The organism is Vibrio sp. McD22-P3 (assembly GCF_021568915.1).
In the GTDB taxonomy this organism is placed as follows: domain Bacteria; phylum Pseudomonadota; class Gammaproteobacteria; order Enterobacterales; family Vibrionaceae; genus Vibrio; species Vibrio mediterranei.
Genome location: NZ_JAKGTN010000004.1, coordinates 18,129 through 30,918 on the forward strand (window position 1 = coordinate 18,129; position 12,790 = coordinate 30,918).

Annotated in this window: 8 protein-coding genes; 2 read left to right on the forward strand and 6 right to left on the reverse strand. The window is 45.0% G+C overall.

What is annotated here, in order from left to right; genetic code table 11:
- Nucleotides 1-87: 87 nt before the first annotated feature.
- The 6 genes from L2W36_RS05795 to L2W36_RS05820 form a co-directional block, all read right to left on the reverse strand.
- Nucleotides 88-1,308 (reverse strand): YgeY family selenium metabolism-linked hydrolase, encoded by a 1,221-nt coding sequence (locus L2W36_RS05795; protein ID WP_006073544.1) that lies wholly within the window; start codon nucleotides 1,306-1,308, stop codon nucleotides 88-90.
- A gap of 101 nt (nucleotides 1,309-1,409) precedes the next feature.
- A complete protein-coding gene (dpaL, locus tag L2W36_RS05800) occupies nucleotides 1,410-2,612 on the reverse strand; it encodes a diaminopropionate ammonia-lyase (protein WP_236109550.1) in 1,203 nt (400 codons plus the stop codon).
- A gap of 76 nt (nucleotides 2,613-2,688) precedes the next feature.
- Nucleotides 2,689-3,876, reverse strand: a complete 1,188-nt coding sequence (ygeW, locus tag L2W36_RS05805) for a knotted carbamoyltransferase YgeW (RefSeq protein ID WP_006073548.1) — start codon at nucleotides 3,874-3,876, stop codon at nucleotides 2,689-2,691.
- Between the two features lie 411 nt (nucleotides 3,877-4,287).
- Nucleotides 4,288-5,583 (reverse strand): nucleobase:cation symporter-2 family protein, encoded by a 1,296-nt coding sequence (locus tag L2W36_RS05810; protein WP_006073549.1) that lies wholly within the window; start codon nucleotides 5,581-5,583, stop codon nucleotides 4,288-4,290.
- 11 nt (nucleotides 5,584-5,594) lie between these two features.
- Nucleotides 5,595-6,101: a (2Fe-2S)-binding protein gene (locus L2W36_RS05815; RefSeq protein ID WP_006073551.1), complete on the reverse strand. Its 507-nt coding sequence runs from the start codon at nucleotides 6,099-6,101 to the stop codon at nucleotides 5,595-5,597.
- A gap of 12 nt (nucleotides 6,102-6,113) precedes the next feature.
- Entirely contained in the window at nucleotides 6,114-9,338 is a 3,225-nt protein-coding gene (locus L2W36_RS05820; protein WP_236109551.1) for a molybdopterin cofactor-binding domain-containing protein, read from the reverse strand.
- Between the two features lie 525 nt (nucleotides 9,339-9,863).
- Here L2W36_RS05820 and L2W36_RS05825 point away from each other — a divergent pair.
- Nucleotides 9,864-11,615: a sigma 54-interacting transcriptional regulator gene (locus tag L2W36_RS05825; RefSeq protein ID WP_236109552.1), complete on the forward strand. Its 1,752-nt coding sequence runs from the start codon at nucleotides 9,864-9,866 to the stop codon at nucleotides 11,613-11,615.
- 130 nt (nucleotides 11,616-11,745) lie between these two features.
- Nucleotides 11,746-12,789: a selenide, water dikinase SelD gene (gene selD / locus L2W36_RS05830; RefSeq protein ID WP_006073557.1), complete on the forward strand. Its 1,044-nt coding sequence runs from the start codon at nucleotides 11,746-11,748 to the stop codon at nucleotides 12,787-12,789.
- The last annotated feature ends 1 nt before the right edge of the window (nucleotide 12,790 follow it).

A 12,790-nucleotide genomic window follows, 5' to 3' on the forward strand; every position in this document is an offset into this window, starting at 1 on the left:
TTGGCACTCTAGGATGGAGAACGACGTGAGTCGTCACGCGCTAACTTATACAACTCAATGTGTTAGCGCGCGGTACTACCTACTACCTTATTGGTTGCGTTTTTTCTCTAGATACATTTGAGGGATAACCGCGTACATTGCTGCACAAGTCACCAAATGCTCTTTCCAAGTCTTCTCGTTTGGCGCATGAGCTTCTGGCTCTTTACCTGGACCAAAGCCGATAACTGGAATGCCGTAACGACCCATGATAGATACGCCGTTAGTAGAGAACGTCCATTTGTCGACAAGTGGTTTTTTGTCGAATAGTAGCTCGTAAGATGCTTCTAGAGTCTTAGTTGCAATGTGGTCTTCGTCGATCTTCCATGCAGGGAAGTAGCACTCTGTTGGATAAACCAAACCGGTGTAAGCAGGACGGTCATAGTTGTACATAGACACTTTCGCGCCATACTTCTGAACTGCAGGTAGGTTTTGAATCTCTTCGATTGCGCCTTCCCACGTTTCACCCCAAGTAATACGTCTATCGATAGATACTGCACAGCTATCTGCTACCGCACAACGGCTTGGAGAAGTAAAGAACACTTCAGACACAGTTAGCGTACCTTTACCCAAGAATGGGTCGTCGCCAAGGTTGCCAGCCAATTTCTCGATATCGTTAAGAATGTGACCCATTTTGAAGATAGCGTTATCACCACGCTCAGGTGCAGAGCCGTGGCAGCTAATACCAGATACGTCTACGCGGATTTCCATGCGGCCACGTTGACCACGGTAAATTTGGCAATCTGTAGGCTCAGTAGACACAACGAATTCAGGGCGAATATCGCTTTCTTCAATGATGTACTGCCAGCATAGGCCGTCACAATCTTCTTCTTGAACCGTACCAGTCACAAGCAATGTGTACTCGTCTTCTAGGCCCAAGTCTTTGATGATCTTACCTGCATAAACCATAGACGCCATGCCGCCTTCTTGGTCTGATGCACCACGACCACCGATGACTTCATCGTCTTCCATACCTTCGTATGGGTCGAAGTTCCAGTTATCTAGGTTACCCACACCTACTGTATCGATGTGTGCGTCCATTGCGATCAGTGTAGGACCGTTACCAATCCAACCTAATACGTTACCCATTGGGTCGATGTCGACGCGGTCAAAACCTACTTTTTCCATTTCTTCTTTGATGCGAAGAACGACTTTTTCTTCGTCGCAACTTTCGCTTGGAATCGCAATCATATCGCGAAGGAAACGAGACATATCAGCTTTGTATTCTTGCGCTTTTTCCAATACGGTTGCAAAAGGGATACTTACAGTCATTGTTACTACTCCAAATTCTGTTCCCAATGGAGTCTTGCCCCACCGGGAATGTTAATGCTTGAAATTACTAATCTTTCTTTGTCACTTTTTTCTGCGTTGTTTTAGATTGTCGCGTGCTTACCTTGCCAAACGACTTCGCGATAGTGCACAGGATCTGTGTCGCCTTCGGTGTTAATAACCAAAACAACAGAATCTTTATTAAGCGCTAAATGCTCTTTTAGGCTCTCTTTTTCACGGCTGTATTCCACCGCTGCCAATAGACCCAAACCAACCGCACCGGACTCACCAGAGATAACCGCAGGATCGCCACTTAGAGGGTTACCCAATACGCGCATACCAAACGCAGCTACACGGTCTTCGCAGGAAACAAACTGAGTGGCACAGTTTTTAAGCACTTCCCAACCCAATGGGTTTGGTTCGCCACAAGCTAGACCAACCATGATGGTGGCAAGATCGCCGTCTACGTTGACCATTTCGCCAGTCTCAGCAATACCTGAACGATAAATACAGTCTGCTTGGTTTGGCTCCACAACGACTGAGCGAAGCTGACCTGGGCCACAATATTCAGCCAGATAGCCCAATACGCCACCAGCCATTGCGCCTACACCCGCTTGTAAGAACACGTGCGTCGGTTTATCCAGACCTAGCTCAACCATTTGTTCAACGGCTTCCACTGCCAAGGTGCTATAACCTTGCATGATCCACGTTGGGATCTCGGTATAGCCTTCCCACGCCGTGTCTTGAACCACTTTCCAGCCATGCTCGTTAGCAGTTTTGATGGCTAGTCTTACGGTATCATCGTAATTCATGTCAGTAACGATGCACTCTGCGCCAAGGGCACGAATGTTGTTAACGCGCTCATCAGCTGCGCCTTTTGGCATGTAGACAACTGCGTTTTGACCCAGTTGATTCGCCGCCCAAGCGACGCCACGACCGTGGTTACCATCAGTAGCCGTTGCGAAGGTCATTTTGGTTTTGATTTGAGTTTTGAAAGTTTCGAAATTGAAACCGTCGATGTCCATCTTGTATTCATCACACAAGAGTCGTGCGATAGCGTAAACGCCGCCTAACATTTTGAATGCGTTTAGGTCAAAGCGATACGCTTCGTCTTTAACAAGAATGTTCTTCACACCAAACTCTTTTGCAAGGTGGGTTAGATTGTGAAGAGGTGTTGGTTGATAGCCATCTAATTGCAAATGAAATCGGCGCGCTTTTTCGGCTTCACTGATGGAAAACTGATCGGAGAGGCGTCCATTAAAATGCTGGTTATCGGCAATATGAATATTAAAATTCAACTTTGACATAGCGATACCTTATTTAATCCATTTACACGCTCGCCTTCGAAGGAATAAAGGCGAGGTGTAATATTACGGGAGTACTTTATTTAACTCTTTTTTCTGATTCGTTTAGTAGCTCATCAAGAACGCCTGCGACATCTTGATATTTTCTGTTCAGAATCATTGCCGCGATAATATACGGCTTCCAACTTGCTTCTTTATAAGTTGCAATGCGGTACTTCTCGAATACAGACTCTTCTACTTCACCTTCTTCACAAGACACGCCTGTGATATCTGCAGGTAGACAGTGCATGTACAACGCTTCACCGCCTTTAGTTAGCTTCATCATCTCTTCAGTACAGTGCCAGTCTTTGTGCTGTGCGTTTTGTGCCAAGCACGCTTTCTCTAGCTCTTTTAGTCCATCATGGTCATTAGCGCGTAGCAGGTCAGTACGCTCGCCCATAACTTTGTAAGGTGCCCAAGATTTTGGATAAACGATGTCTGCATCTTTGAATGCTTCTTCCATAGAAGTTACTTGAGTGAAGCTACCGCCAGACTCTTGTGCGTTTTTCTTCGCTTCTTCAACCACTTCAGGAATTAGGTCATAACCTTCTGGGTGTGCTAGGACAACATCCATACCGAAACGACTCATAAGACCGATGATGCCTTGTGGCACAGATAGAGGCTTACCGTAACTTGGAGAGTACGCCCACGTCATCGCAATCTTCTTGCCTTTAAGTTGGTCTAAGCCACCGAAGTGCTCTTCCAACCATGCTAAGTCAGCCATAGACTGTGTTGGGTGGTCGATATCACACTGTAGGTTAACCAATGCTGGACGATGAGGAAGTACGCCTTCTTTAACACCATCATCTAACGCTTCACCTACTTCACGCATGTAAGCATTACCAGCGCCTAAGTACATGTCATCACGAATACCAATCGCATCAGCACAGAAAGAAATCATGTTCGCAGTTTCACGAACTGTCTCACCGTGAGCGATTTGAGATTTACCTTCATCAAGATCTTGTTGCGCTAGGCCTAACATGTTGATAGCGGAAGCATAAGAAAAGCGAGTACGAGTCGAGTTGTCTCTAAATAAGGAAATGCCTAGGCCGTTTTTAAATACATTAGTGGCGATATTTTCACCACGCATGGTTTTTAGTACTTGTGCAGTTTTTAATACTCTTTCTAATTCTTCTGGGCTTTGCTCCCACGTTAATAGAAAGTCTTTATCGTGAAGTTTTGATTCTAGTTGAGAAATTTCTTTAATCAGTTCATTCATATTTTTCATTTGCTATCCCATTATCCATCTAGATTAACTATAAAAAATACAACTCAAGATAATATTCGCATGCTATTTATATTTAACAGGCTAACAAAGCGTATTTGCCCTCTTGTTTGTATTTGTATTTACTCCTAACTGGCCGATCGTCTGGCCTTCAGATTTCTGTCACTGGTTCTTATATTCCAAGTTCTGTGCCAATAATTCGTATCAAATAAAAAAGAATGAAATTTCTTTGAAAGCCCCGTCTTATAAGGGTTCGTCGTTTGACAATGGAAGGGATGAAAACGATGGCAGTCTCAACTATCAGTCTGATTAGAGCACCGAAACCAAATTGATAGCGATAGTAAAAGGGTGAGTATCATATTGATATTTGGTGATAGACACTCTTCTCAGGGCGAGAAGAGTGTCTTAGAAGGGTTATTCTTTGCTAGCTTTTGACTTAGGAAGGATAAGGTTTAGCGTAACGGCAGCTAGGGTGCCCGTGGTGATGCCAGAGTGGAAAACAAGTTTCAAACTCTCTGGGAAATGACGCAGCAGATTAGGCTCGTAGGTAACCGCTAAACCTGATGCTAACGCCACACAAACCACGATCGCATTGCGTCGAGAATCAGTGGCTTTCATTAGCATTCGAATACCCGCGTAAGCAATCATACCGAACATAACGAAACCAACCCCACCGAGCACAGGTTTTGGTACCGTCACTGCTAATGCTGCAAATTTAGGGAACAGACCGCCAAGTACCAACAAACAGCCTGTCACTGCGACAACAAAGCGGCTAGCGACTCCACTAATACCAACGATACCAACGTTCTGACTGAAACTTGCCACTGGCATGGCTGAGAAGAACGAGCCAAAGGTACTGCCTAAACCATCGGCCAACAGTCCTTTTTTCAAGTCATTCCCTTTCAGCTCAACACGACAGTTGCTCGCCAGTGCCATAAAGTCTCCTGTTGCTTCTGCAACTACCACCAAATAGACCAAACTCATGGTAATAATAGCTGGGATGGAAAAACTCATCCCAAAGTGCAGAGGCATAGGAGCTGCCACCCAATTCGCTTCGCCAATTTGAGTAACATCGACCATACCCAGTGGAATAGCCATCATATAACCTGCGGCTAATCCAATGATGATACTCGATGCAGCGACAACGCCTTTACAGAACACTGATACGCCTATCACCACGGCTAACGATGCGGCTGCCAAGAATATTTTCGGCAACGTCGCGAACTCTGGATGACCTTGAGGCGCATCACCAATCCAGTTCATTGCTACAGGTAAAATGGTCAAACCAATCAAGGTTACAACCACACCACTAACAATGGTAGGAAATAGCTTGCGAATATGGCTCATATAAAAGCTTGAACCTACCACCAGAAATGACCCTACAAATGCGGCTCCAAGCACTGCATCCAACCCTTCGGTTTTGCCAATAGCGATAATGCTGCCAATAAAGGCAAAACTCGAACCCATAACGACAGGTAGCCGGATTCCGATCTGCTTAAAACCAATACATTGCACAATAGTGACCAAACCCGACACAAGCAATGACGCGCTGATTAGCGTGACAATGTCTTGAGGCGGCAAGCCAATCGCGCTTCCCGCTATAAGCGGCACTGCGACAATACCTCCTATTGATGCCAACATGTGCTGTACTGCGAGAAATAAGGTAACGCCATACGGGGGTTTTTCGTCTAGTTCATAGAGGAGTTCCATACTGCTTCCTTTTATAGGCTGTGCTCTACTTGAGATTGAGGAATGTTGCAAAACTCTGTGGCGCGCCTAATTGCTTCTACAATCGGCTGATAACCAGTGCATCGACACAGGTTGCCTTCCAGAGCATCACGAATTTCTTCTTCAGTCGGGTTTGGATAGCGTTTGAGCAACGCCCAAGCACTTATGATCATGCCTGGCGTGCAGAAACCACACTGTGTTCCTCCGGTGGTCAAAAACTCATCCATAAGAACCACTCCCAGTGGATCCTTTCTTAACCCTTCAATGGTGACGATTTCACTGCCTTCGCACTGAATAGCCAGTGCCAGACAAGAACAAACCGGCTTGCCATCTTTAATCACGGTGCATGCACCGCACTCACCTACCGCACACCCTTCTTTCGTGCCAGTAAGTGACAATTGCTCTCTTAACATGTCGAGTAGCCGTGTATTACCCGTGACTTCGAGGTTATACACACCGCCATTCACCGTTAGCGATATTTGTTTTGTTTCTTTAACCATTGAAATGCACTCCTATGCTAACGACTGGTCATCTGACAGTTTGGTTTGGATTTCCGACATAAGCTCTCGGAACATGTTCAGATAAACAGGCTGTTTGTATGCAGCTGACCAACGTCCACCAATTTCTGTTTCGATAATGTCTGATAGCACGCTGATAGCACGGCCAATAACCTGCTCGTCTAACGTGGTTTCACACAACACTTCTTCTACTTGATACAAGCGTCGTGGATAGCTAAATAGCGCGCCATCAACAAGACGACACTCTTTGACTATGCCCCGTTCGACATTCATCAAACAGCTCAAGCTCAAGCGCGTGATGTTCAGTGCATTACGACGCCCTAGTTGAACGTATTCGGTTAGCTCAAATGGTTTATCTGGAATTGTAAGAATGATCTTAGTCAGTAGCTCATCTGGTTGAATGTCCGTGCGGTAACCACCTTTAAGAAGCTCAGCAATAGGTAAACGTCTCACTTGTTTTTCAGACGCTAGCTCAATTTCTGCCTTGTAAGCGATCAACGGAGGAATTGAGTCGGCACAAGGCGCTGCATTGGCGATGTTGCCGCCTAATGTTGCACGGTTTCTGATTTGTGTTGAACCTATGGTTTTGCATGCAGTTGCTAATAATGGGAAGTGGTGACGTACTTCTTCGTGCTCCACGACATCAGTGATGCATGCACCACCACCAATCACTATGCTATTACCTTCGTGAGTGATGGCTTTTAGTTCTTTGAGGCCCGTGATATCGAGTAGCGGTGCTGCGGTTTCTTGCAAACGATGCTGAACAAGCACATCGGTACCACCCGCTAAGATAGTCATTGAACCTTGCTGCATTAACGACAACGCCTCGCCCAAGGTTTCGGGTCGAGTCACATTGAGATCGCACAAGCGGTTCACTTGATGATGGTTGTCACCGCTGCATAAGAGTTCGCTTTGACGCACTGGTTTTTTAAGGTTGTAGCCTAAATACACTTGCTCCAGTGTCAGTGGTAAAGTTCTGTGACGTTTTTTGGTGGCAAACGCAACAGCATTAACGATGGCAGCAGCGGCGAGCTCTGCGGCAGGTTCACCAATACTTTTCGCGCCGTAAGGGCCTGCTGGGTCAGGATTTTCTATCGCGTGGATATTGAGGTTGGGAATATCTTTAATAGTAGGCATTAAGTAGGTATCGAAGTTATCGGACTTCACTTCGCTCTGTTCGATATTGTAGTCTTCTAAAATACCGAATCCGATACCTTGAGCGATACCACCCGCTACTTGGCCTTCAAAACCGACAGGGTTAATGACTTTACCTACATCGTGTACTGCGGTTACCCCAAGTACATCTACTTTACCTGTCGAGGTATCTACTTTTACTTCTGCAACTTGGCAGCCGTAAACCCAAGTAAAATATGGCGAGCCAGTACCCTTCTCCTCATCCCAATGAATCGGAGGTGGATCGAACCAACCGTAGGCCGCAAGGTTAATCCCTTGCTGACGACAACGTGAAATCGCCTCTTGCAGTGGCACTTGAATATCAGACTGTAAGTTCGATTTAATCTGACCGTTGCGCCATGTGGTATCTTCAATTCGCGTGACTTTGAGGTCGGATTTTATGGTATCAAACAAACGAGCTCGGATGGTTTCTGCGCCGAGTTTCACCGCATTACCGCCCGTCATTGTGGCGCGAGATGCAACGGTAGGTCCGCCGTCAGCGATTAGGCTGGTTGGCGACTCTGAGAAACGTACCATATCCAAAGGCACACCTAACACTTCGCCCGCTATCATTGCCATGGTGGTTTGCAGGCCTTGTCCGTTCTCGCACACACCGGTTGAGATATTTAGACTGCTGTCTGCGTTTAACGATAATAACGCGGTGGAGTTATCTGCACCTTCCGCTCCTAAAGAGCAGCCGCGATAACTAAGTGCTAAACCAATACCATATTTGATGGGCGAATTGACGTTGTTCTTGGCGTTCATTTCCGCCATACGTTCATAGAACTGAGATTTTTCCGCTGCGGTTTTCAATACTTCTGATGCTGAAACCGTATGCTGATCAAAACATTGTCCTGTCATGCTCAAAGAGCCTTGTTTCAGAACATTGCGTTCACGCACCGTAATTGGGTCGATATCGCATGTTAGTGCTATCTCATCCATCAAGGATTCGTGAGCGAAGATAATCTGAGGAGAACCAAAACCACGCATTGCGCCCGATACGCTGTTGTTGGTGTAAACCCCTGTCACGTCTACTCGAACATGGTCAATATCGTACGGACCCGCGGCTTGAACTGAAGATCGCCAAGTTACAAACGGCGTACAAGTCGCGTAGGCACCAGCATCCGCGATAATGTTGATTTTAATCCCTTCAATTTTACCCTCACGCGATACGCCTACTTTGTAGCGCATAGTGTATGGATGACGCTTGGTACTTTCGATAAGTGACTGCTCTCTGTTATAGGAGAACTTGACTGCGCGTTTAGTAAGGTAAGTGGATAGCGCCGCACGACAAGCAAGATGATCAATGGTGTCATCTTTACCACCAAACGAACCACCAAGCACAGAACGCTTCACGTTGATTGTTGCTTGCGGAATACCAAGGAAACCGGCGACAAAGCTTCTTACTCTATGAGGGTTTTGAATTGAACCAACGATAGTCAGCTCGTTATTATTGGGGTCTAGATAAGTAGTTATTGATTCTGGCTCAATATAGCCATGTTCTTGATAGTGCGTTTGATAGGTGTGTTCGATAACCACATCGGCCTTCGCAATTGCCTTATCAGCATCACCTTTAACGGTGTGGTGAGTGTTAACGACATTAGAATCTTTATCCGGATGAATCAGTCTTGCATCACTTTCTAACGCTGACTCTGGATCAGTAACGGGCTGAAATGGTTCATATTCGACTCGGATCTTTTCACTTGCTTCACAAGCAGTCTCATAACTGTCTGCAATAACGAGTGCAATAACATCACCACTAAAACGTACCCATTCCTGACATATAGGGTAAAAATCTCGAATGATCACCCCAACTTTGGGGTCTCCTGGAATATCGTCATAAGTAATGATTCGTTCGACTCCAGGGACTTTCATTGCGTCCGAGGTATCTAAAGAAAGAATTCTACCCGCAGGTATATCTGTGTAACGGCAAACTCCGTGAAGAGAACCCGATATGTGAACATCGTCGCCGTAAACTGCCGTACCTTCTACTTTGGCTCGTCCATCTACTCGAGGCATTCTGCTGCCTAAGCCAGCTTCATTCATAATAACTCCCTCTTGGTTGAATGAGGTGTGCATCACGATTCGCGGCACGCCCACGAAATAGAGCAGTAAAGCAGGCGTGCCGGAAAGCTAGATCAAAGCATTTATCAAGCCATTAATTTCATAAAGTCAGTCGTCAGCATAAATATTCTTGTTAAAAATGAACTACCTAAAAAACTGTGATGGAGATTTTATTTATCGGATGATATAAAGGCGATATATATCTTAGCTATAAAATACTCGAATCTAAGTTAATTTATTTATAAACCTGAAAATTGCAGATTATCATTGTGAGACTATCAATTTGATAGCCTCACAGGCTGATAGACTCATTTCGGAAAATTCTCTTTTTCTGACATCAAATGGGAATAATGCTTATTTATTCAAAAGTACGTATTGATAAATATGTGACCCAGATACCAAAGCTCTGAAAATTGACAGGCGTGTACATTTGTCTCTGACCTAAATCAAACTCATAAGGAGTAATTAAAAATAGAATGTCATTCTCTTAATAACGATTAAAACATTATGCCTGAAACTAAGAACGCTTCCGAACTCATGGCTATACAGCCAACCATCATCCGATTCACCCAGATGCTATCTACCGTTCTAAAGGTGGATGCTGAAGTGGTTGACGCGGATTTGGTCCGTATCGCGGGAACAGGCCCCTATAGCCAATTTTTTGGAAAAAAACTCAACGCCAGCTCACGACTTTTTAGATACATCATTGAAACAAAAGAAGAAAAAACACTCATCAAGTCTCAAGCCGATCCGCTCTGTGCCGAATGCACAACTAAGGATGCGTGCCGAGAAACTGCCTTCCTAGGTGTTCCTATTCTTCTTGAAGATCGTTGTATTGGCGTAATGAGCCTTGTCGCTTTTACAGAAGAATCTCAACAGACTATTAAAGACAACGCGAAGCTTTTTTCCGACTACATTAAACATACCGCGCAACTTGTTGTGGCAAAAGTCACAGAAAACCAAACACCGAATAAAGGCCTTGAAGATGTCTTTATTAACTTAATAGACAATATGGACCAAGGAGTTTTAGTTCTTGACGAAAATAACTACGTTAAATATGGCAATCAACCAGCCCTAGCTAACCTGAATATTACTATTCAAGAACTACCAGAAAAGAAAATAAATATTAGACCTCTATCACAATGTCGTGGTAGTAATGATCACCAACAGCAACATATTGTTTCTATTGGTCGTCGAGAAGAATTATTAGTGGGGCAATTTTATAATTGTCGAACTCATAAACTATTCTTAATGTCATTCTACCAACCACATAATCCTGTCCTACCTTACGAGACCAATGCCATATTTGCCGAAGTCATCGGTGAAAGTGCAAAAATGCAAAAGCTGAAAGGACTCATGTCACGCATTTCTAAGAGCCCATCGAGTGTTCTTATTAATGGTGAAAGTGGTACAGGTAAAGAAGTCATCGCCAACGCTGTTCATAAGCTCAGCGGACGAGCACAAAACCCGTTTATTGCTATCAACTGTGCAGCGATCCCGGATCAGCTACTGGAAAGTGAACTATTTGGTTATACCAAGGGCGCCTTTACCGGTGCGTCCAGTAAAGGCCGAGTCGGTTTAATCCAAGCCGCAAACAATGGCACACTTTTCCTAGACGAAATCGGCGATATGTCGATGCAGTTACAAGCGAAACTGCTTCGTGTACTAGAAGCGCGCGAAGTCATGCCAATTGGCTCTAACAAAGCCACTCCAGTGGACATTCGAATCATTTCTGCGACCAACCGAAACTTCGCCGAGATGATTGCTACTAACAAGTTCCGTGAAGACCTTTACTACCGACTTAACGTTATTCCTTTGCAACTACCTGCATTGCGTGAGCGCGAAGGTGACGTACCTCTGTTGGTTAATCACTTTATGGACATACATACCCAAAAACTGGGTACCAATTACCCAGGTATGTCTGAAGAAGCTATGAGCTGTTTAACCAGTTACCACTGGCCGGGCAACGTTCGTGAATTGAGTAATTTAGTAGAGTATCTGATTAATATCGTACCGGAAGGCGAACAGATTGATGTTGACCTTCTCCCCCCTCACTTTGAAGCACATCAACCCGAGCCCAAACCTAGCCCTATTCAGGATTCAGGAATGAGCTTAGAAGACATGGAACGAGTCAGAATTGAAGAAGCAATTGGCCGACTAGGAAACCGCAAATTAGTTGCGGAAGAACTAGGCATAGGAATTGCTACTCTTTATCGAAAACTCAAAAAATATGGTCTGAACGAGAAGTGCTATAGCTAACTATTTTCGACAATCTCTTGTTGAACGCTCTCAATAGCTAAAATGGGGCGCTGTAATAACCAAGTCTGCACTTGGTTATTGCCTCATTGATGCTTCTCTCCCTAATTCACTTACGTACGGAGTTGTTGCTATGGAAAATATCGCGCTTACCCAATACAGTCATGGTGCCGGTTGTGGCTGTAAACTGTCACCGAAAGTCCTTAACCAAATTCTCGCCTCCTACACACCTACGCCAAGCAGTGATCAATTAATCGTTGGCAACCTTAGTCGTGATGATGCCGCGGTTTATCATATTGGCGATGGACACTGCGTTATCAGTACCACCGACTTTTTCATGCCAATCGTTGACGACCCGTTTGATTTTGGCCGTATTGCTGCCACTAACGCTATTAGCGACATCTATGCGATGGGTGGAAAACCTATTATGGCGCTAGCGATTTTAGGCTGGCCTATCGACAAATTGGCTCCAGAGATTGCAGGAAAAGTTATAGAGGGAGCACGCAGCGTCTGCCAAAAAGCAGGTATTGAGCTTGCGGGCGGCCATTCCATTGACTCCCCAGAGCCGATATTTGGCTTGGCCGTAACCGGAACTGGCAAGTTAGATCAAATCAAACAGAATTCAAAAGCCACCGCAGACTGTGACCTCTTTCTAACCAAACCTCTAGGTATCGGTTTATTAACCAGTGCTGAGAAGAAAAAGCAGCTTAAACCAGAACATAAAGGACTAGCAGTAAAATGGATGTGTGAGTCCAACGTGATTGGTCAGCAGCTTGCTGAGTTTTCACAAGTAAAAGCTATCACAGATGTAACGGGGTTTGGCTTACTTGGCCACCTTACTGAAGTCTGTAATGGTTCCAATCTAGATGCCCATATCGATTTACCTGCGATACCTCTGCTACCTGGCGTTGAGGAATATATTGAGTTAGGCACCATACCTGGAGGCACTCACAGAAACTATGACTCAGTCAAACATATGCTGGGTGAAATAAGCGACTTTGACAAAGCCATCTTATGCGATCCACAAACTTCTGGTGGCCTGCTTCTCGCAGTAGAAAAGAGCGGCGTAAACGATATGCTGAACTTCTGCAGAAGTTGTGGTGTTACGGCAACAAGAATTGGGTCACTGACTCAGCCAGCCAATAGTCAGCAACCACAAATTAAAATAGAACGTTAAT

Coding starts and splice junctions, on each gene's coding strand:
- L2W36_RS05795 (WP_006073544.1), bottom strand. CDS start 1,308: ATGACTGTAAGTATCCCTTTTGCAACCGTATTGGAAAAAGCGCAAGAA.
- dpaL (WP_236109550.1), bottom strand. CDS start 2,612: ATGTCAAAGTTGAATTTTAATATTCATATTGCCGATAACCAGCATTTT.
- ygeW (WP_006073548.1), bottom strand. CDS start 3,876: ATGAAAAATATGAATGAACTGATTAAAGAAATTTCTCAACTAGAATCA.
- L2W36_RS05810 (WP_006073549.1), bottom strand. CDS start 5,583: ATGGAACTCCTCTATGAACTAGACGAAAAACCCCCGTATGGCGTTACC.
- L2W36_RS05815 (WP_006073551.1), bottom strand. CDS start 6,101: ATGGTTAAAGAAACAAAACAAATATCGCTAACGGTGAATGGCGGTGTG.
- L2W36_RS05820 (WP_236109551.1), bottom strand. CDS start 9,338: ATGAATGAAGCTGGCTTAGGCAGCAGAATGCCTCGAGTAGATGGACGA.
- L2W36_RS05825 (WP_236109552.1), top strand. CDS start 9,864: ATGCCTGAAACTAAGAACGCTTCCGAACTCATGGCTATACAGCCAACC.
- selD (WP_006073557.1), top strand. CDS start 11,746: ATGGAAAATATCGCGCTTACCCAATACAGTCATGGTGCCGGTTGTGGC.